This is a genomic window from Sphingobium rhizovicinum, from assembly GCF_042647625.1.
In the GTDB taxonomy this organism is placed as follows: domain Bacteria; phylum Pseudomonadota; class Alphaproteobacteria; order Sphingomonadales; family Sphingomonadaceae; genus Sphingobium; species Sphingobium rhizovicinum.
Genome location: NZ_JBHRVU010000004.1, coordinates 2,109,533 through 2,128,265, shown reverse-complemented (window position 1 = coordinate 2,128,265; position 18,733 = coordinate 2,109,533). Strand labels below are relative to the sequence as shown.

At 63.7% G+C, this 18,733-nt stretch carries 18 protein-coding genes and 4 tRNA genes; 10 read left to right on the top strand and 12 right to left on the bottom strand.

Going from position 1 to position 18,733, the window contains the following annotated elements; translation table 11 throughout:
• From ACFOKF_RS11500 to ACFOKF_RS11475, 6 genes are all read right to left on the bottom strand, one after another.
• On the bottom strand, nt 1-990 hold the full coding sequence (locus ACFOKF_RS11500) for an AAA family ATPase (protein WP_380795750.1): 990 nt from the start codon (nt 988-990) through the stop codon (nt 1-3).
• 49 nt (nt 991-1,039) lie between these two features.
• On the bottom strand, nt 1,040-1,735 hold the full coding sequence (locus ACFOKF_RS11495) for a DUF4159 domain-containing protein (RefSeq protein ID WP_380795749.1): 696 nt from the start codon (nt 1,733-1,735) through the stop codon (nt 1,040-1,042).
• A gap of 16 nt (nt 1,736-1,751) precedes the next feature.
• Nucleotides 1,752-3,086, bottom strand: coding sequence for a TldD/PmbA family protein (locus ACFOKF_RS11490; RefSeq protein WP_380795748.1), 1,335 nt, complete (start codon nt 3,084-3,086; stop codon nt 1,752-1,754).
• A gap of 20 nt (nt 3,087-3,106) precedes the next feature.
• Complete coding sequence (locus ACFOKF_RS11485) at nt 3,107-4,741, bottom strand: TldD/PmbA family protein (RefSeq protein ID WP_380795747.1); 1,635 nt, start codon at nt 4,739-4,741, stop codon at nt 3,107-3,109.
• A 273-nt stretch (nt 4,742-5,014) separates the two neighbouring features.
• Nucleotides 5,015-5,091 (bottom strand) — tRNA-Pro (locus ACFOKF_RS11480).
• A 104-nt stretch (nt 5,092-5,195) separates the two neighbouring features.
• The gene (locus ACFOKF_RS11475) at nt 5,196-5,495 is read right to left on the bottom strand and encodes a JAB domain-containing protein (protein ID WP_380795746.1); all 300 of its coding nucleotides are present in this window, start codon (nt 5,493-5,495) and stop codon (nt 5,196-5,198) included.
• A 161-nt stretch (nt 5,496-5,656) separates the two neighbouring features.
• Between ACFOKF_RS11475 and thyA the strand changes: the two genes are divergently transcribed.
• The 4 genes from thyA (at nt 5,657) to ACFOKF_RS11455 (ending at nt 10,541) form a co-directional block, all read left to right on the top strand.
• Nucleotides 5,657-6,592, top strand: coding sequence for a thymidylate synthase (gene thyA, locus ACFOKF_RS11470; protein ID WP_380795744.1), 936 nt, complete (start codon nt 5,657-5,659; stop codon nt 6,590-6,592).
• A 117-nt stretch (nt 6,593-6,709) separates the two neighbouring features.
• A complete protein-coding gene (locus ACFOKF_RS11465) occupies nt 6,710-8,005 on the top strand; it encodes a 3-methyl-2-oxobutanoate dehydrogenase (2-methylpropanoyl-transferring) subunit alpha (protein WP_380795743.1) in 1,296 nt (431 codons plus the stop codon).
• Between the two features lie 156 nt (nt 8,006-8,161).
• Nucleotides 8,162-9,166 carry an alpha-ketoacid dehydrogenase subunit beta gene (locus tag ACFOKF_RS11460; protein WP_380797763.1) on the top strand — a complete coding sequence of 335 codons (1,005 nt, stop codon included), beginning with the start codon at nt 8,162-8,164 and terminating at the stop codon, nt 9,164-9,166.
• A gap of 94 nt (nt 9,167-9,260) precedes the next feature.
• Nucleotides 9,261-10,541 carry a dihydrolipoamide acetyltransferase family protein gene (locus ACFOKF_RS11455; protein WP_380795741.1) on the top strand — a complete coding sequence of 427 codons (1,281 nt, stop codon included), beginning with the start codon at nt 9,261-9,263 and terminating at the stop codon, nt 10,539-10,541.
• A 43-nt stretch (nt 10,542-10,584) separates the two neighbouring features.
• On the opposite strand, the gene ACFOKF_RS11450 is transcribed toward ACFOKF_RS11455, so the two are convergent.
• A complete protein-coding gene (locus ACFOKF_RS11450) occupies nt 10,585-11,328 on the bottom strand; it encodes a class I SAM-dependent methyltransferase (RefSeq protein WP_380795739.1) in 744 nt (247 codons plus the stop codon).
• A gap of 99 nt (nt 11,329-11,427) precedes the next feature.
• A complete protein-coding gene (locus ACFOKF_RS11445; protein WP_380795738.1) occupies nt 11,428-11,886 on the bottom strand; it encodes a hypothetical protein in 459 nt (152 codons plus the stop codon).
• Between the two features lie 174 nt (nt 11,887-12,060).
• On the opposite strand from ACFOKF_RS11445, the gene ACFOKF_RS11440 reads away from it, so the two are divergent.
• The 4 genes from ACFOKF_RS11440 (at nt 12,061) to ACFOKF_RS11425 (ending at nt 13,641) form a co-directional block, all read left to right on the top strand.
• Nucleotides 12,061-13,209 (top strand): AI-2E family transporter, encoded by a 1,149-nt coding sequence (locus ACFOKF_RS11440; RefSeq protein WP_380797761.1) that lies wholly within the window; start codon nt 12,061-12,063, stop codon nt 13,207-13,209.
• Between the two features lie 42 nt (nt 13,210-13,251).
• A tRNA-Asp gene (locus tag ACFOKF_RS11435) sits at nt 13,252-13,328 on the top strand.
• Nucleotides 13,329-13,408: 80 nt separating this feature from the next.
• Nucleotides 13,409-13,485: transfer RNA gene (locus ACFOKF_RS11430), tRNA-Asp, on the top strand.
• Nucleotides 13,486-13,564: 79 nt separating this feature from the next.
• Nucleotides 13,565-13,641, top strand: a tRNA-Asp gene (locus ACFOKF_RS11425).
• Between the two features lie 30 nt (nt 13,642-13,671).
• On the opposite strand, the gene ACFOKF_RS11420 is transcribed toward ACFOKF_RS11425, so the two are convergent.
• The 4 genes from ACFOKF_RS11420 to ACFOKF_RS11405 form a co-directional block, all read right to left on the bottom strand.
• Nucleotides 13,672-13,908 carry a DUF2842 domain-containing protein gene (locus ACFOKF_RS11420; RefSeq protein ID WP_380795736.1) on the bottom strand — a complete coding sequence of 79 codons (237 nt, stop codon included), beginning with the start codon at nt 13,906-13,908 and terminating at the stop codon, nt 13,672-13,674.
• The gene (locus ACFOKF_RS11415) at nt 13,905-14,498 is read right to left on the bottom strand and encodes a 5-formyltetrahydrofolate cyclo-ligase (protein WP_380795735.1); all 594 of its coding nucleotides are present in this window, start codon (nt 14,496-14,498) and stop codon (nt 13,905-13,907) included. Before ACFOKF_RS11415 ends, ACFOKF_RS11420 begins: the two co-directional genes overlap by 4 nt.
• Before the next feature lie 326 nt (nt 14,499-14,824).
• Nucleotides 14,825-15,160 (bottom strand): cell division protein ZapA, encoded by a 336-nt coding sequence (locus ACFOKF_RS11410; RefSeq protein ID WP_380795734.1) that lies wholly within the window; start codon nt 15,158-15,160, stop codon nt 14,825-14,827.
• Nucleotides 15,153-15,347: a hypothetical protein gene (locus ACFOKF_RS11405; RefSeq protein ID WP_380795733.1), complete on the bottom strand. Its 195-nt coding sequence runs from the start codon at nt 15,345-15,347 to the stop codon at nt 15,153-15,155. The genes ACFOKF_RS11410 and ACFOKF_RS11405 overlap by 8 nt, the downstream gene beginning before the upstream one ends.
• A gap of 193 nt (nt 15,348-15,540) precedes the next feature.
• Here ACFOKF_RS11405 and tkt point away from each other — a divergent pair, with 193 nt between their 5' ends.
• Together tkt and gap are read left to right on the top strand one after the other, a co-directional pair.
• Complete coding sequence (tkt, locus tag ACFOKF_RS11400) at nt 15,541-17,502, top strand: transketolase (RefSeq protein ID WP_380795732.1); 1,962 nt, start codon at nt 15,541-15,543, stop codon at nt 17,500-17,502.
• Between the two features lie 99 nt (nt 17,503-17,601).
• On the top strand, nt 17,602-18,612 hold the full coding sequence (gene gap / locus ACFOKF_RS11395) for a type I glyceraldehyde-3-phosphate dehydrogenase (protein ID WP_380795731.1): 1,011 nt from the start codon (nt 17,602-17,604) through the stop codon (nt 18,610-18,612).
• Nucleotides 18,613-18,733 lie beyond the last annotated feature (121 nt).

The window sequence follows — 18,733 nt, the reverse complement described above, 5'->3', positions numbered from 1 at the left end:
TCAGGCGAGCGGAACGGCGCGGACGAGGGCGGCGACCACATCATCGGCGCTGCGTCCTTCGGCTTCGGCGGCGAAGGACAGGAGCAGGCGATGGCGCATCACCGGCACGGCGAGCGCGGCAATGTCGTCGCGGGTGGCGGCGAGGCGGCCATGGAGCAGGGCGCGCGCCTTGGACGCCAAAATCAGTGACTGGCCGGCGCGCGGACCTGCGCCCCATTTCACATATTTGCGGATGTCTTCCGCCATGCCTTCGCCGGGGCGGCTGGCGCGGATGAGGCGCGTGACCCAGTCGAGCAGATCGTCGCTGAAATGCACGTCGCGCACCAGTGCCTGAAGCGCCAGCACTTCCTCCCCCTGCATCACGGCGGGGACGGCGGCGGGTCTGGAGCCGGTGGTCTGGGCCAGAATGGCGCGTTCTTCCGCCTCGGTCGGATAATCGACGCGGATATGCAGCAGGAAACGGTCAAGCTGGGCTTCGGGCAGGGGATAGGTGCCGGCCTGCTCCAGCGGGTTCTGCGTCGCCAGCACGAAGAAGGGCCTGGGCAGGACATGGGTGACGCCGGCATAGCTGACCGTCTTTTCCTGCATGGCCTCCAGCAGGGCGGCCTGCGTCTTGGGCGGGGTGCGGTTGAGTTCGTCGGCCAGCAGCAGGTTGGTGAAGACCGGCCCCTGCTGAAAACGGAAGCTGCGATGGCCGGTGCCATGATCCTCCTCCAGCAATTCGGTGCCCAATATGTCGCTGGGCATGAGGTCTGGCGTGAACTGGACGCGGCGGAAATCGAGCTTGAGCGCTTCGCCGAGCGAGCGGACGAGCAGGGTCTTGCCAAGGCCCGGCACGCCCTCCAGCAGGCAATGGCCGCCCGCGAGCAGGCCGATCAGAAGCTGTTCGACCACATCGCCCTGCCCGACGATCGCCTGTCCGATCGCGGCGCGCAGCCCGGTCAGCGCGTCAAGGCGGGTCTGGATTTCGGCTTCGGTGAGGTTGGTCATGTCATGTCCCTTGCTGGACGAAAGGCGGGAAAGAGGCGGGGGGACGGCATCACACCGACAGCGCGTACATCACGATATTGACCGCGAATTTGGTATTGTCCTCGGCCAGGAAACGCTTGTTGCGCCAGTCATAATCCCATTCGCAGCCATAATCCTTGTTGCTGTAGAGAACGCCCAGCCGTCCGTTCACCTCTATCCCTTTCAGATATTCGTGGACGAGGTCGTCGCCCCAGCCATTGAGTTCGAGGCCGGTGTTGGGCGGGCCATCGAACTTGAAGAAGCTGCGGTAGAGGCCGTGGCTCTTGGGCAACTCCTTCAGGGCCTTCGGGCCAAAAATCCTGGCCATCTGCGCTTCGAAGGAGCGGGCGAACAGGCCGTCTATGTCATGGTTGCAATCGTCTACCATGACAAAGCCGCCATTGCGGACATAGCGTTCGAAATTGCGCCGTTCGGCCGGGGAAAACTCCACCAGCTTATGCCCCGCCATGTAGCAGAAAGGCGCGGTCAGCATCTTCGGGTCCGAAAGGGCGATGACATGCTCCTTCGGATCGACGCGCAGCGTGGTGTAATCGATCAGCGAGGTGATGATGTTGGACGGCGTGCGCTGGTCCACATCCCAGTCGCCACTGTCGTAGCGCAGGCGGGTGAACCAGAAGTCGTAGCCCCCTGCTGCGGCGAGTGGCCGGGCCAGCATCGTGCTGGCTAGACCACCCGCCATCAACCGAAGAAATTCGCCGCGTGTCATGCAGATCGGATCGGCGTCACACCGCGTCCGACAGCGAGGTGAAGGTGAAATCGCGCAGCTTCATGGGCGGCACGACGATGTTCATCGACACTTCGTCCGGCGGCACGCGGACCGGCTTGCCCAGTTCCTCGACATTGTTGAGCATGATGACCGGGCTTTCGTTGAACCGGAAATTCTTGATCGGATATTTGATCTGTCCGTTCTCGATATAGAAGGTGCCGTCGCGGGTCAGGCCGGTCAGCAGCACGGTCTGGGGATCGACCATGCGGATATACCAGGTGCGGGTCACGAGCACGCCGCGTTCGGTGGAGCGGACGAGATCAGCGGTTGACTTGTCGCCGCCCGTCATCAGAATATTGCCCATCTGCCCCGCGGCGGGCTTGCCCTGCTTGCTGGCCCAGTAACGGCTATAGTTGAGGTTCACGACCTTGCCGTCCTTCACCATGTCCATGCGCTGGCGGGCAAGGCCGTCCTCGTCCCACGGTTCGCACGGGGCGACCGGGTCCCAGGGATCGGTGTAGAAATTGACCTGCGGTCCGAACACCTGTTCGCCCAGCTTGTTGCCGCCGCCCTTTTTCGACAGGAAGCTGCGGCCTTCATCCGCTTCACGCGCGCCGAAGAAATAGAACATGAAGCCGATCAGGCCCGCGGCCGCCATCGGTTCCAAGATCACGGTATATTTGCCCGGCTCCAGCGCCTTGGCTTCCGAAGACGCCGACGCCTTGCGCATGGCGATCTGGATGTCGCTGTCCGCCTTGAAGCGGGTGGCGTCCTGCGTGTCGGTGCCGACCCAGCCGGAACCCCGGCCGTCTTCGGTGCGGACGGTGCAGGTGTAATCCAGCATGGTCGAGCGCTGATAGCCGAAATTGCCCTTGCTGTTGGCGATCGCCTTGAAGCTCTGATTATCCTCCAGATAGCCCGCCGCGATCAGCTTTTGCGCCTTGCAGGCGTCGATCGATGTCTTGGCAACCTGCGCACGGTAGGCCGGGGTGATGTCGGCGGTGGACTGCGCAAAGGTCGGGCTGGGCTTGTACGCCTGCTTGTCGACGGCGGGCATGAATTCGGGGTTGTCGGGGGCCAGCTGCGCCAGCGTTTCGGCCCGGCGCACGACCCGCTCCAGCGAGGCGTCGTCAAACTGGTTGATGGTGGCGGTGCCGACCTTCTTGCCGAAAGCGACCTGCACGGCGAGTTCGATGTCGTCGGTCAGGCCGGCGGTCGACACGTCGTTGCGGGCGAAACGGACATTGCCCTGAATCTTGCCGGTGAGTTGTGCGGTGCATTCGTCCGCCTTGGAGAGCGCGACGACCTTCGTCAGGATCGCCTTGGACTGCGCTTCGGTGAGGATGCTCATTATAGTGTCTCCCTGAACGATCAGCCGAGCGAACGCGCGGTGTTGATGACGTTGATGCCGTTGAAGCGCGCGGTCGATGACCCGTGCGACACGGCGGAGACCTGGGCCGGCTGGCCCTTGCCGTCGAAGAAGGAGCCGCCCAGACGATAATCGCTGCTGTCGCAGACGCCGGTGCAGGCGTTCCAGAATTCCGGGGTGCGGATCTGATAGGCGACATCCTCGATCTGCTGGGTGATCTTGCCCTGCTTGATCTCGTAGAAGAGCTGGCCGCCGAACTGGGCGTTATAGCGCTGCTGATCGATCGAGAAGCTGCCGTCGCCGATGATGTAGATGCCGTCTTCGACACCCGCGATCATGTCCGCGACGCTCTTCTTGGTCTTGCCGGGCTCCAGCGACACATTGGCCATGCGCTGGAATTGCACATTGGACCAGCTGTCGGAATAGGCGCAGCCGTCCGATTCCTTCTTGCCTTCGATATGGGCCTGATCGCGGATCGCCTGATAGCCGACCAGCTTGCCGTCGCGGATCAGATCCCACTTCTTGGTCTTCACGCCCTCATCGTCATAGGCGACCGCGCCTAGGCTGCCGACCTGCGTCTTGTCGGCGACGATGTTCACATTGGGGCTGCCATATTGGAAATGGCTTTCCAGCTTGTCCATCGTGGCGAAGCTGGTGCCGGCATAATTGGCTTCATAGCCAAGCACGCGGTCCAGTTCGAGCGGATGGCCCACCGATTCATGGATGGTGAGCCAGGTGTGCGACGGGTCGAGAACAAGGTCGTACTTGCCCGGCTTGACCGAAGGCGCCTTCAGCTTCGCGCGCGCCTGCTTGGCGGCGGCGATGGCGTCTTCCTTCATGTCATAGCTGTTGCCATAGACGACCACGCCATTGGGCAGCACGGTCTTGCCGCTGGCCGCGCCGTCCAGATATTCAAAGCCCATGCCCATCGGCGCGGACAGGCCTTCACGGGCGCGGAACTTGCCGCTGGTCTTGTCGACCGCCGTGATGGTGGTCGGCGCCCAGATGCGGTGCACGTCCTGATCGATATAGCTGCCGTCGGTGCTAGCGAAATATTTCTGTTCATTGACCAGGAACAGGATGGAATTGATGAAGTCCGCGCCCGCATCCATGGCGGCGGCGTTGACGTCCATCAACAGGGCGACCTTGTCCTTGATCGGCACGTCCATGGCGTTCTTGACGATCGGCGTCTTCCAGCTGACTTCGCCCACGCCCTTCGTCGGGGCGAGCTGGACTGGTGCGCTCTGGGTCGGGGCATTGGCCTTGGCGATGGCGACGGCCTGCTGCGCGGCCTTGGCCACGGCGTCGGCGGTCATGTCATTGGTGGCGGCAAAGCCCCATGCGCCATTGGCGATCACGCGGATGCCGACGCCCGACGATTCGGTGTTGACGATATTTTCGACATTGCGTTCGCGGGTGATGACGAACTGGCGAAGGTAGCGGCCGACGCGCACGTCGCAATAGGATGCGCCCGCGCTCTTGGCGGCGTTCATCGCGGTGTCGGCCAGACTCTTCTTCACCGCCACGTCGATGGCGTTGTTCAGTTCCTCGGCGGCGATGGCCCTGCCGAACATGGCGGGGAGGACAAGGCCGCCCATGCCTGCGGCCCCGAGGGCCAGAAAATCGCGTCTGTGCAAGGTAAGTCTCCTGCCTGACTATGCCCGCATGGCGCGGGTCGGATTGTGATTGGGTGACGGCGCTGGGGCCGGACCGGTGTGATGGCGGGGATCATTGCGACCCGGACAGGCGGGGTCAAACATCTTTTACGGATGCACAAGAAGCGGCCGTATACTTTCGACAAATGTCATCTGTCGAAAAATTGTGTCGACTGGACGGAGCGCAGACGCAAAAAATCGGCGGTGATGGCTGTGCCATCCCGCTGATAATTCGCTTCTTCCCATGAAGAAAGTTGGTCGGGGAAAGAGGATTCGAACCTCCGGCCCCTGCCTCCCGAAGACAGTGCTCTACCAGGCTGAGCTATTCCCCGACCGATGCCGAAGCCGCTTTCTGGGCGGCCCCGTAAGGCAGGAGTGCGCCTATAGAGAGGGGTTTGAGGGCTGGCAAGCGGCAATGACGCTTTTTTTGCACAGGCTATAAAAGCCCCGCCGTGCGGAAGCTGAAACGCGCGGGACCGGCGTGGATGACATGGTCGGCCAGCCGCAGGTCGAGGGCGCGCAAGTGCCGCGCCAGCGCGCGGGTCAGCGATATGTCGGCGGACCGGGGCAGGGCGGGGCAGTCCGCCCGCCGCCGCTGGATCAGCGCCAGCCAGCGCGCCTCGTCCGCCAGTGCGCAGTCGATCAGGCCGCGCCAGCCTTCATCCATCGGGCGGGCATGGCGCGGCCGCCACTGATGGTCGAGAATGGCGATCGTCAGTCCGTGCCCCTGCATCATGGCGGCAGAGTGCGAAGGCCGGCATGATCCGCGCCATCGCAACTCTATCCATTATGGTGGGACCGGGGCGGAGATCGCACCATAATGGCTGGAGGATTTGGCCTGCCGTGCGCGCTCGGCTACAGCCGGGCCACCGGATTCGTGATTTCAGGACTGTAGCTTTGACCGACACCCAGCCCCATTATGAAGACCAGTATCTGAAACTGATGCGGCATATCTGGCGGCATGGCGATGAGCGGATCGACCGCACCGGGGTCGGCACGCGATCGGTGCTGGGGGCGAGCATGCGCTTTTCGCTGGCGGATGATGCGGTGCCGCTGCTGACCACCAAGCGCGTCTATTGGAAGGTCGCGGCGCGGGAGATGCTCTGGTTCCTGACCGGGGACACCAATATCCGCGAACTGGTGAAGCAGGGCGTCCATATCTGGACCGACTGGCCGCTGGACGCCTATCGCCGCGCGACTGGCGAGGATCTGGACCGGGATACGTTCGAAATGCGGATCGTGGGCGATGATGATTTCGCGGCGCGCTGGGGCGATCTTGGCCCGGTCTATGGCGCGCAATGGGTGAACTGGCCGATTTATGAGCCGGCGGGCGAGGGCCTGTATCGCAAGGCGGAAAAGGGCCGCAACCAGATTGCAGAGCTGGTCGAGGCGATTCGCACGACTCCGGGATCGCGCCGGTTGCTTTTCACCGGCTGGAACGTGGCGGAAGTGCCGCAAATGGCGCTGCCGCCGTGCCACATGACCTATCAGTTTCAGGTCGCGAACGGGAAGCTCAACGGCCTGTTGTTCCAGCGCAGCTGCGACCTGGGGCTGGGCTTTGCCTTCAACATTTTCGGCCTGTCGATGATCACCCGGATGCTGGCGCAGCAATGCGATCTGGAGCCGGGCGAGGTGGTCTGGCAGGGCGGCGACGTCCATCTGTATCTGAACCACGCCGAACTGGTGGAGGCGCAGATGAGTCGCGTGCCCGCTGGCGCGCCAAAGCTGCGGATCAATCGGCGGCCTTCAAGCATTTTCGATTACAGGATCGAGGATTTCGAGGTGGTCGATTATGCGCCACAGGCCCATATTTCCGCGCCTGTCGCGGTCTGATGCGACAGCAGTTGCACCAGTAGAAAGGAATTTGGGACAGCAAGGCTTGCCTTGTGGGGCGTTGAAATATAATATCTGCGTCAAGCAATATTATTGCAATGCACCATAGGAGGCAGGATGAGCGATCCCGATGGAATCGCGGGCATGGAAGGGCAGGCGGGGCGCAATTTGCCGCCGCTGAAACTGCATGTGCCCGAGCCGCCGGCGCGGCCGGGCGAGAGCGCCGACTTCACCCATTTCGACATTCCCGCCGCTGGCGCGCAGCCACGCCCGGATGAGGCGGCGCAGCCCGCCGACATGCGCGACATGGCCTATGGTCTGGTGCGGGTGCTGGATGACGAAGGGCAGGCAGTCGGCCCATGGAACCCCCGGCTGCCGGCCGACATGCTGCTGGCGATGCTGCGATACATGGCGCTGACCCGTGCGTTCGACGGGCGGATGTTCCGGGCGCAGCGGCAGGGCAAAACCAGCTTCTACATGAAGTCCACCGGCGAGGAGGCGGTGTCGATCGGTGCGGCGCTGGCCCTGTCGCGCGATGACATGTGCTTTCCCAGCTATCGCCAGCAGGGCATTTTGATCGCGCGCGACTGGCCCATCATCGACATGATGAACCAGATTTATTCCAACAAGGGCGACCGGCTGAAGGGCCGCCAATTGCCGATCATGTATTCGGCGCGGGAGGCCGGATTCTTCTCCATCTCCGGCAACCTGACCACCCAATATCCCCAGGCGGTGGGATGGGCGATGGCGAGCGCGGCCAAGGGCGACACCCGGATCGCGGCGACATGGTGCGGCGAGGGATCGACGGCGGAAGGCGATTTCCATTCGGCCTGCACCTTCGCCAGCGTCTATCGCGCGCCCGTCATCATGAATATCGTGAATAACCAATGGGCTATCAGCAGTTTTTCAGGTTTTGCGGGAGCCGAATCCACGACCTTTGCCGCGCGCGCGATCGGCTATGGCATTGCGGGCCTGCGGGTCGATGGCAATGATGTGCTGGCGGTCTATGCCGCGACGCGCTGGGCCGCCGACCGGGCGCGGGCCAATGGCGGGCCGACGCTGATCGAGCATTTCACCTATCGCGTCGAAGGGCATAGCACATCGGATGATCCGACCGCCTATCGCTCCGCCGAGGAAAGCAGCCTGTGGCCGCTGGGCGACCCGATCGCGCGGTTGAAGGCGCATTGCATTGCGCTGGGCATCTGGGACGAGGAACGCCACGCCGCGATGGACAGGGAACTGGCCGAACTGGTCCGCGACGCCGCGCGCGAGGCGGAGAAGAACGGCATCCTTGGCCATGGCCTGCATCACCCGATGGAAAGCCTGTTCGAAGATGTGTTCGAGGAGATGCCCCGGCACCTGAAGGAACAGCAGCAACAGATGCTGGACGAATGGAAGGCGGCCGGGCTGTGAGCGTGACCCGCATTCTTGCCGTCATCCCAGCGGAAGCTGGGATCTCATTTTTCTTCTGCCCGACCTCTCAAGAAAGAGAGATGCCAGCCTTCGCTGGCATGACGGAGGTTTTTCATGGCTGACAGCATTGTTGAGGCTCAAGCAGACACCAGCCAGATGAACATGATCCAGGCGATCAACAGCGCCATGGATGTGATGATGGCGCGCGATCCCGATGTGGTCGTGATGGGAGAGGATGTCGGCTTTTTCGGCGGCGTGTTCCGCGCCACGGCCGGGCTGCAACAGAAATATGGCAAGAACCGCGTGTTCGACACGCCGATCACCGAATGCGGGATTATCGGCGTGGCGGTGGGCATGGGCACCTATGGCCTGCGGCCGGTGCCGGAAATCCAGTTTGCCGACTATATCTATCCTGCGCTGGACCAGTTGGTCAGCGAAGCGGCGCGGCTGCGATACCGTTCGGCGGGCGAGTTCATCGCGCCGATGACGGTGCGCTCGCCCTTTGGCGGCGGCATTTTCGGCGGCCAGACGCACAGCCAGTCGCCCGAAGGCATCTTCACCCATTGTTCGGGAATCAAGACGGTGATCCCGTCCACCCCCTATGACGCCAAGGGGCTGTTGATCGCGGCGATCGAGGATAATGACCCGACGCTCTTTTTCGAACCCAAGCGCATCTATAATGGCCCGTTCGACGGCCATTATGACACGCCGGCCAAAAGCTGGGCGGGGCATGCGGATGCGCAGGTGCCCGCCGGCTATTATCGCATCCCGCTGGGCACGGCGCGGATCGCGCGGGCGGGGGAGGCGCTGACTATCCTCTGCTATGGCACGATGGTCCATGTGGTCGAAAATACGGTGGCGGCGATGGGCATTGATGCCGAGATTGTCGACCTGCGCAGTCTGGTGCCGCTGGACATCGACACGATCGAAGCGTCGGTGAAGAAGACCGGCCGTTGCCTGATCGTGCATGAGGCGACGCGCACGTCCGGCTTTGGCGCGGAATTGCTGGCGCAGGTGCAGGAGCGTTGCTTCTATCATCTTGAAGCGCCGATCGAGCGCGTCACCGGTTTCGACACGCCTTATCCGCACAGTCTGGAATGGGCCTATTTCCCCGGCCCGGTGCGGATTCGCGAAGCCATCATAAAGATCATGAAGGATTAAGGGCTATGGTTGTTACACCTCCCTGTTCCGTTCGTGCCTCGCACGACGTTTACGAAATCATTCTTACGCCCATGCACGAACGGGGGAGGATGTAATGGCGCTGTTCACGTTCAAGCTGCCGGACATCGGCGAAGGCATTGCACAGGCCGAAATCGTTGGCTGGCACATCAAGGTCGGCGATCGGGTCGAGGAAGACCAGCCGATCGCCGACATGATGACCGATAAGGCGACGGTCGAAATGGAAAGCCCGGTCGCAGGGACCGTGGTGCGGCTGGCCGGCGAACCGGGCGATCAGGTGTCGATCGGGTCGATGCTGGTGGAGATAGAGGTTGAGGGCGAAGGCGAGGGAGCGGTTGCTGTTGCAACTGTGCTGAGTGACGCGGATATTGACACTGAGGTCGAGGCGGCGGCGGAGGTTCTGGATTCCGGTGCTCCTGCGCAAGCAGGAGCCCATGGTTCCAGCGTGGAGGCAGGCGACCCTGGGCTCCTGCCTTCGCAGGAGCACGTCTCTCTGCAACCCATCCTCGCGTCCCCTGCCGTGCGGGCGCGGGCGAAGGAACTGGGCGTCGATCTGGCGCAGGTGAAGCCGGCGGGCGATCATGTGCGCCATTCGGACCTCGACGCTTTCCTGCTCTATGGGCAGGGGCAGGGCTATCGGCCCGCCGGGCGCAGCGCCAGGCGCGCGGACGAGCAGATCAAGGTCATCGGCATGCGCCGCCGCATCGCCGAAAATATGGCCGCGTCCAAACGGCATATCCCCCACTTCACCTATGTCGAGGAAATCGACGTCACCGCGCTGGAGGATCTGCGCGAGCAGCTCAACGCCGGGCGGGGGGAGCGGCCGAAGCTGACCATGTTGCCGCTGCTGATCGTGGCGCTATGCAAGGCGCTGCCCGATTTTCCGATGCTCAACGCGCGTTATGATGACGAGGCTGGCGTGGTGACGCGCCATGGATCGGTGCATCTGGGGATGGCGACGCAGACCGACGCCGGGCTGATGGTGCCGGTAATCCGTGATGCGCAGGATCGCAATGTCTGGCAACTGGCCACCGAAATCCGCCGGCTGGCCGACGCCGCGCGCAGCGGCAAGGCGAAGTCGGAGGAATTGTCCGGCTCGACTTTGACGCTGACGTCGCTGGGGGCGCTGGGCGGCGTTGCGACCACGCCGGTCATCAATCGGCCCGAAGTCGCGATCATCGGTCCCAATCGGGTGATCGAGCGGCCGGTGTTTCGCGGTAAGGACGTTGTCGTGGCGAAGCTGATGAACCTGTCGATCAGTTGCGACCATCGCGTGGTCGACGGCTGGGACGCGGCCAGTTTCGTTCAGGCGGTGAAAAAGCTGCTGGAGGCGCCGGCCTTCCTGTTCGTGGACTGATGACGGGAAGGGCGGGGGGCGGACAGCGCCCTCTCGCCCTGCCTCATTTGGTCATGACGACGATCGAACTGAGGCCCGGATCAGGATCGAACAATATTTTGAGAACCCGCCGGATCATGGTCCAGCGACGCTTGCTCAGCAGCCTGTTGGGATAATCCCGCTGCTTGTAGAACAGATCGTACAGATAATGGGGAATGGGCAGCACGCGATGATCGGTGAATCCCACTTCCCGGCCGCGCTGCATGATGAGGCGCGGGGGCATGTCGCGCTCGGTAACGCCATAGAGGCGCATGGCTTCGATGGACTCCGGCGCGGTTGCATGGCCATCGCCCGGCTCATGGGTGATGAGCAGGCCGCCGGGCTTGAGCGCGCGATGGGCCGATCGGATCGCCAGCAGCTCATCTTCGGCATGATGCAGCGAATCGAAGAAGATTGCGGCGTCGAAGCTGCCGTCCAGATCAAGCGATTCATAATCGCCGCACAGGAAGGAGAGGCGGTCGGTAAGGCCGTGCCGCTCCGCATTCTGCCGGGCGACGTCGATCATGTCGGGCGCGATGTCCTGCCCCACCACGTCATAACCACGCTTGGCGAAGAAGATGCTGGTCCAGCCGCCGCCGCATCCCAGATCCAGGATGCGGGCGGGCGGCGGCGGCAACAACGTCATGATGAAGCCGATAGAGGCCAGCGCGATGCCGCAATAGGGATCGGAAAAGGGCTTTTCCAGTGAATGGGCGCGGCCCATTTCGCCAAGATTGGCGAGATAGGTCAGTTCCCCGGCTTTGGGCATTAGGCGTCTCCGTACAGGCTTGTGCGTGTAGGGAGGGGCGGCCCCGAACTCAAGCCCGGTGCGGCGGCCGTTCAGCCCAAACCGTTCAGGCCAGGCAGGTCAACGCAGCGTCGCGCGATAGCTGATGCGGCCGGTCTGGCCGGCGGCGGCCCGCGGCAGGGGCCAGCGCATATGGGTGATGTCGGCCGCCACGGCGCGGCGCGTGCCGCCAAGTGGAGTAGGCAGCCATAGCTGGTCGATCCGCCCCCAATGGGCGCCGCCATCGACGGACACCTGCATCGCCGGGTCGCTGAGGTCCGGTTCCTGCCCGCGTGGCATGGCCCGCACGATCGCGGCGTCGCGCAGCGGCGCGCTGCCGTCGTTGCGCCAGTGGAGCAGGACGATCAGCTGATCGCCGGGCGACAGCCGGGCGGGGCTGGCCAGGGTACGTCGGGGGCGACCGTTGATGTCGGTGCTGACCCGTTCGACGAACATCTGCGTATCGAGCCGCAGCGGCTGCTGCGCGCCTGCCGCCTGCGCCGCCAACAGGCCGGCCAGCGTTACAAGCACCCCCTTCATGCGTTTCCCCGTTCCTGGCGTCCCCGTCGGCTTCTTTACCGGCAGAGCGCGAATATTTGGTTAAATTGCCGTTTTTCCTGTTCTGGCCTGATGAGGACGGCTTTGCAAATTGACGCTGGATCGCGGCGCGCGCACATCGGACGGGACAGAAGGGGGAATCGGCGCAGCGTGACAATGAATGACCAGCAGGAAATCAACCGGCGGCGCGACCGGCTGCTGGCGTCGATCGCGCTGACGTCGGGCATCGGCCTGATGCTGGCATTGCCCTTTGCACTGCGGGCCGGGGCGGAATTCTTCCTGCCGCTGACGGCCGCGCTGGTGATCGCCATTGCGCTGGTGCCGCTGCTGGAATGGATGGAGCGGCGCGGCATTCCGTCGGGCCTGTCGGCGCTGATCGCGGTGGGGGGTTTCCTGCTGGTGGCCAATACCGCGCTGGTGCTGATCATCGTGCCAGCGACCGACTGGTTCCGCATCCTGCCCCAGCGCCTGCCCAAGATTCAGGCGAATCTGGCGCCGCTGATTGATTTTTATTCCAACCTTCAGCGATTCGTGGATGAAACGGTGCAGATGCTGGCGACCGGGCCGGTGGCGGCGGCGCAGGCGTCCGCCGTGGAGGCGCCGCGATCGCTGCTCCAGTTTGCCGCCACATCCGCGCCGTCGGCGATCATCCAGATGGTGTTTGCGCTGCTGATCATCTATTTCTTTCTGGCTGGCTGGACGAAATTGCGCCGCCGCACGATCAACAGCCGGGGCAGTTTCGACGGGGCCATGGCGGTCGCGCGGGTGATCCAGAATGTGGTCGACGCGACGTCGGCCTATGTCATCACCATCGCCACCATCAACCTGTGCCTGGGGCTGGCCGTGGCGATCGCGCTGTGGGTGATTGGCATGCCGTCGCCGCTGATGTGGGGCGGCATCGTCGCGCTGCTGAACTTCGTGCCCTATTTCGGGCCGATGCTGGCGGCGGTGCTGCTGGGGCTGGGCGGCCTTATGGTGTTTGACGACGTCTATGTCGCGCTGTTGCCGGCCGGATTGCAGGTGGCCTTCCATCTGGTGGAGGCCAATGTGGTGACGCCGCTGCTGCTGGGGCGGCGGCTGACGATGAACCCGCTGCTGATTCTCGTGTCGCTGACCTTCTGGGGATGGGTGTGGGGCACGCCGGGCGCGCTGCTGGCGGTGCCGCTGCTGATCATCATCCAGACCGTGGTCGGCGCGGCGGGAACCCCGGATATTGCCGGTTTCCTGTTCGAGCAGGGGACGTTGACGGTGCCGCGCCGCAAAGAAAATGCGGAGAATGGCGAAACTGATGTTACGGACGGTTGACAGCATCGCAGGACGCTCATAGACGGCGGCTCCACACCAAACGCGGGTGTAGCTCAGTTGGTTAGAGTGCCGGCCTGTCACGCCGGAGGTCGCGGGTTCGAGCCCCGTCACTCGCGCCACTTTCCTTGCAGGAAGGTGGATATGGTGTAGAAGATACGCATCGTCTGGCGGCCAAAGGCTGCGAAAGATGCCACCCTGCGCGGGTGTAGCTCAGTTGGTTAGAGTGCCGGCCTGTCACGCCGGAGGTCGCGGGTTCGAGCCCCGTCACTCGCGCCACCTTCCTTGACCGGAAGGTGAATTTTCCCAGATATGCATCGTCTGGCGGCTTTCGGGTCGGAAGGATGCAAGCGCCTACGCGGGTGTAGCTCAGTTGGTTAGAGTGCCGGCCTGTCACGCCGGAGGTCGCGGGTTCGAGCCCCGTCACTCGCGCCACCGCTCATGAAGAAGCGGTGGGAATTAGATTCAGCGCCAGCGCCCGGTTTCCATCCAGGCGAGCAGCCGTTTGAGCGGCAAGATCCAGATCCACACGATCCCCAGCACGACATAGACGGGCACCTGCGCCCAGACCGGCAATGTGCCGATCCATGGCGACAGGCTGCCCACCAGCACCGCCCATGCGATGATCAGGCCGACGATCGTCAGCATGCCCACGGGCTTGCGCCAGCTGGGCTGGTGGTAATGGCGCGGGTCGATGCTCATGCGTTCTCGCCTTCGCCCTCGATCAGTTCGACTTCGGTCATGATGATGTCGAGCGGCAGATCCCACGGATCGGCGGGCACCGTCTCCATCTCCTGCACCGACCATGCCACGCCTACGCGCAGCGCGTCGGGGAAGCGGGCAAAGGCGCGGTCATAATAGCCGCCGCCCTGACCCAGCCGGTTCATGTCCCGATCGAAGCCGACCAGCGGCGCGATGATGACGTCCGGCGTCACCGGGCCGTCGCCGGGTTCAGGATGGCTGGTGCGGAACGGGCCGGGGATCAGCGTGTCTTCGGGCCGCCAGTTCAGGAAGTCCATGCTGCCCAGCCGGTCAAGGACGCGCGGCAGTGCCACGCTCTTGCCCATCGTCAGCAGTTGCGCGGCCATGCGCTGGGCCGGCGCTTCATCGTCCAGCCCCATATAGAGCGCCACGACATTGGCGTCCGCGATTCGCCGGGCGAGGGGGGAGGGGATCACCTTGAACGCCAGCCGGTGGGCCAGCGGATCGAGCGTGGTGACGAAGGCGCTGCGCCGTTGCCGCGCAAGGGCGCGCAGGCTGGTCTTGTCGGGCGCTATGCTGTCGTCGCTCATCAATGGTCCGCTTTGTCTGGCAATGATGCACTTCTGCGAAAGCAGAAGCTCAGGATATAGGGTAGGGCGTTCCACCCTAGGCTCCTGCTTTCGCAGGAGCACATCCTTATCGCAATCCGGCTTACCGCAATCGGGGTGCTGTAAAAGAAAAAGCGGGTGACGGGACCGCCTCGGTCGTTTGCTGGAATATCCTCTGACGCCTCAACGTCAGGTGGGGACCATGTAGAACGGGCCTGAACCCGCCCAGGGACAGCCCCCTTGGATGTGATTATCGCCTCAGGGATGTTCGCTAAAGCTCGTGCCGCGCAGTGCCCGTCGCCGCCAATCTAGGCGTCCGGGGCGCTCGCGGCAAGCCGGTCGCGCAGCTTTTCTATCCGGCCGGCCAGCGCCTCGATCGCGCGGGCGCTGGGTTCATCGTCGCCGTCCAGCGGCAGGCGGGTCTGTCGCCCGGCCGCTTCGCGCTTCAGATCATTGAGTTCGTCCGCCAGAAACAGCCCGGCGAACAGCAGGGCGCGGACCTCCGTCAGGCCCGGCGTGGCCTGTTGCGCCTGGCGCGCCTTCTGATCGATCATGCTGGCCAGATGCGTGATATGCGCCTCCTCCCCGTCGCGGCAGCGTATCGGGTAGGGGCGTCCGGCAATCTGTAGCATGATTTCAGCCATGGGCATGTCCCTTCAGCGTGTCGATCAGATCGTCCAGCGATCGCAACGCAGCGCGCGCGGCCATGGGATCAAGGGTTTTGGAGGGGTTAGTCGGGGGCGTCTCGACGAGACGGCCCACATCCTGTTCAAGCCGGCTGACTGCACGCTCCAGCGTGCCGATCGCCTGCATCATGCGGTCGCTTGCCATCGTCCATTCATAGCGAAACTCTGCGCGCCGCAAAAGCGGTCTTTGGTGCAGGCGACCGCTGTTTTCCGGCCGTTCAGGGTGACATGCGGTTGACGCATGGGGCTTGACGCGACAAAGGGGGCGCGATCTCGACTCGCCTGCACGCGCGCGGGCACTGTCCTTATGCATGCTTCAGGAAAGACGCTCGCTCCCTATGACCGTTTCGGAAAAGTCGCTCGCCAACGCCATTCGGGCGCTCTCCATGGACGCGGTGCAGGCCGCCAATAGCGGCCATCCGGGCATGCCGATGGGCATGGCGGACGTCGCGACCGTGCTGTTCGGCGATTATCTGAAGTTCGATCCGACCCAGCCGAAATGGGCCGATCGCGACCGTTTCGTCCTGTCGGCCGGCCATGGATCGATGCTGATCTACAGCCTGCTGCACCTGACCGGCTATGCCAAGCCGACGATCGAGGATATTGCCAACTTCCGCCAGTTGCACAGCCCCTGCGCCGGCCACCCGGAGAATTTCGAGCTGGCGGGCGTGGAAGCGACCACTGGTCCCTTGGGTTCGGGTCTGGCCACCGCGGTCGGCATGGCTATTGCCGAGCGTCACCTGAACGCGCAGTTCGGCGACGATCTGGTCGACCACAAGACCTGGGTCATCGCCGGCGACGGCTGCCTGATGGAAGGCATCAACCATGAAGCGATCGGTCTGGCCGGCCATCTGGGTCTGGGCCGCCTGAACGTCTTGTGGGACGACAACAAGATCACCATCGACGGCGCCGTCGACCTGTCGAGCAGCGAAGATGTGCTGGCGCGCTATGCCGCCACCGGCTGGCATGTCGTGTCGTGCGACGGCCATGATGTCGCGGACGTCCGCCGCGCGCTGGCCGAGGCGGTCGCCGATCCGCGCCCCTCGATCATCGCCTGCGCCACCAAGATCGGCTATGGCGCGCCGAACAAGGCCGGCACGTCGGGCGTCCACGGCTCCGCGCTGGGCGAGGCTGAAGTCGCCGCCGCGCGCGAGTTTCTCGGCTGGACCGCCGAACCTTTCGTCATCCCGGCAGACATTGCCGACGCATGGAAGGCGATCGGCGCCAAGGGGCGCGACGTTCGCGCCGCATGGGAAGGTCGCCTGGCAAGCAGCGACAAGGGCGCGGAATTTTCCCGCCGCATGGCTGGCGAACTGCCGGCCGACTTCTCGCTGTCGGCCTATATCGACACGCTGATCGCCAACCCGCAGAAGGTCGCCACCCGCAAGGCGAGCGAACTGGCGCTGGGCGCGATCAACGATCTGCTGCCCGAAACGCTGGGCGGATCGGCGGACCTGACCGGCTCCAACAACACCAAGACCAAGTCGACCGGTCCGCTGACCAAGGACGACTATTCGGGCCGTTACGTCTATTATGGCATCCGTGAGTTCGGCATGGCCTGCGCCATGAACGGCATGGCGCTGCATGGCGGCGTAATCCCCTATGGCGGCACCTTCCTCGTCTTCTCCGACTATATGCGCGCGGGCATCCGTCTGGCGGCGCTCCAGCAGCAGCGCGTGATCCATGTTCTGACCCATGACTCGATCGGTCTGGGCGAAGACGGCCCGACCCATCAGCCGATCGAACATGTCATGTCGATGCGCATGATCCCGAACCTGGACGTTTATCGCCCGGCTGACATTGTCGAGACGGCGGAATGCTGGGAACTGGCACTGAAGGATGCGACCGGCCCGTCGGTGCTGGCGCTGACCCGCCAGAACCTGCCGCAGCTGCGCACGGAAAAGAGCGAGAACCTGTCGGCCAAGGGCGCCTATCGCCTCGTCGCCGCCACCGCCGCGCGCAAGGCGGTGATCCTGGCCACCGGTTCCGAAGTCGAAATCGCCGTCGCCACCGCCAAGGCGCTGGAAGAACAGGGCATTGGCGTCGACGTCGTCTCCATGCCCAGCTTCGCCCATTTCGATGCGCAGGACGCCGCGTACAAGGCCGACATCCTGCCCGCCGACGTGCTGCGCGTTTCGATCGAAGCGGGCACGACTTTTGGCTGGGAACGCTATACCGGCCTTAATGGCCTGCGCTTTGGCATCGACAGCTTCGGCGCGTCGGCTCCGGCGGAAGACCTGTATGACCATTTCGGCCTGACCGCCGCCAAGATCGCACCGCAAATCGCGGCCGCCCTCTAAAAATCCTTTGCGCGCCGTCTCCGAACCCGGATGATGGCGCGCAACAGGCTGACATTCACGATAACCCAACCGAACAACACACCTCAGGAGGCTAGTGCAGTGGCAACGAAGGTAGCAATTAACGGTTTCGGACGCATCGGCCGCCTGGTGGCGCGCGCAATCCTGTCGCGCACCGACCATGATCTGGAACTGGTCAGCATCAATGATCTGGGGCCGGTCAAGTCCAACGCCCTGCTGTTCAAGCGCGATTCCGTGCATGGCAACTGGGCCGGCGACGTCAGCGTCGATGGCGATTTTCTGGTCGTTGACGGCAAGAAGATCAAGGTGACGGCGGAGCGCGACCCCGCCAACCTGCCGCACGCCGAACTGGGTGTCGAAATCGCGCTGGAATGCACCGGCATCTTCACCACCAAGGACAAGGCCAGCGCCCACCTGACCGCCGGCGCCAAGCGCGTGATCATTTCCGCGCCGGGCACCAATGTCGATCGGACCGTCGTGTTCGGCGTCAACCATGACGCGCTGACCGCCGACGACATCGTCATTTCGAACGCCAGCTGCACCACCAACTGCCTGGCTCCGCTCGCCAAGGTGCTGAACGATGCGATCGGCATCGAAAGCGGCTTCATGACGACGATCCACAGCTACACCAACGACCAGAATACGCTGGATCAGCTGCACAGCGACATGCGCCGCGCCCGCGCCGCCGCCCTGTCGCAGATCCCGACCTCCACCGGCGCCGCCCGCGCGGTGGGTGAAGTTCTGCCTGAACTCAAGGGCAAGCTGGACGGGTCTTCGATCCGCGTGCCGACCCCGAACGTCTCGGTCGTGGACCTCAAGTTCATTCCCAAGCGCCCGACCACCAAGGATGAAGTCAACAGCCTGCTGAAGGCCGCGTCGGAAGCCGGCCCGCTCAAGGGCGTGCTGGGTTATTCGGACGAACCTCTGGTGTCGATCGACTATAATGGCGATCCGCGCAGCTCGACCGTCGACAGCCTGGAAACCGCCGTGGTCGATGGCAAGCTGGTCCGCGTGCTCAGCTGGTACGACAATGAATGGGGCTTCTCGAACCGCATGATCGACACCACCGGCGTCGTCGCGAAGTTTCTGTAAGACAGTCTCACTCTAAATATATGCCGTTCGGTTCGAGTAGCCGTCGAGCGAAGTCGAGACGGCGTATCGAGAACATGTTCTCGACGGACGCTTCTCGACAGGCTCGAAGCTGCTCGAACCG

Bases quoted from the DNA above. Each gene is read 5' to 3' on its own strand.
- ACFOKF_RS11500 (WP_380795750.1), bottom strand. From the start codon at position 990: ATGACCAACCTCACCGAAGCCGAAATCCAGACCCGCCTTGACGCGCTG.
- ACFOKF_RS11495 (WP_380795749.1), bottom strand. From the start codon at position 1,735: ATGACACGCGGCGAATTTCTTCGGTTGATGGCGGGTGGTCTAGCCAGC.
- ACFOKF_RS11490 (WP_380795748.1), bottom strand. From the start codon at position 3,086: ATGAGCATCCTCACCGAAGCGCAGTCCAAGGCGATCCTGACGAAGGTC.
- ACFOKF_RS11475 (WP_380795746.1), bottom strand. From the start codon at position 5,495: ATGATGCAGGGGCACGGACTGACGATCGCCATTCTCGACCATCAGTGG.
- ACFOKF_RS11465 (WP_380795743.1), top strand. From the start codon at position 6,710: ATGAGCGATCCCGATGGAATCGCGGGCATGGAAGGGCAGGCGGGGCGC.
- ACFOKF_RS11460 (WP_380797763.1), top strand. From the start codon at position 8,162: ATGAACATGATCCAGGCGATCAACAGCGCCATGGATGTGATGATGGCG.
- ACFOKF_RS11455 (WP_380795741.1), top strand. From the start codon at position 9,261: ATGGCGCTGTTCACGTTCAAGCTGCCGGACATCGGCGAAGGCATTGCA.
- ACFOKF_RS11450 (WP_380795739.1), bottom strand. From the start codon at position 11,328: ATGCCCAAAGCCGGGGAACTGACCTATCTCGCCAATCTTGGCGAAATG.
- ACFOKF_RS11445 (WP_380795738.1), bottom strand. From the start codon at position 11,886: ATGAAGGGGGTGCTTGTAACGCTGGCCGGCCTGTTGGCGGCGCAGGCG.
- ACFOKF_RS11440 (WP_380797761.1), top strand. From the start codon at position 12,061: ATGAATGACCAGCAGGAAATCAACCGGCGGCGCGACCGGCTGCTGGCG.
- ACFOKF_RS11420 (WP_380795736.1), bottom strand. From the start codon at position 13,908: ATGAGCATCGACCCGCGCCATTACCACCAGCCCAGCTGGCGCAAGCCC.
- ACFOKF_RS11415 (WP_380795735.1), bottom strand. From the start codon at position 14,498: ATGAGCGACGACAGCATAGCGCCCGACAAGACCAGCCTGCGCGCCCTT.
- ACFOKF_RS11410 (WP_380795734.1), bottom strand. From the start codon at position 15,160: ATGGCTGAAATCATGCTACAGATTGCCGGACGCCCCTACCCGATACGC.
- ACFOKF_RS11405 (WP_380795733.1), bottom strand. From the start codon at position 15,347: ATGGCAAGCGACCGCATGATGCAGGCGATCGGCACGCTGGAGCGTGCA.
- tkt (WP_380795732.1), top strand. From the start codon at position 15,541: ATGACCGTTTCGGAAAAGTCGCTCGCCAACGCCATTCGGGCGCTCTCC.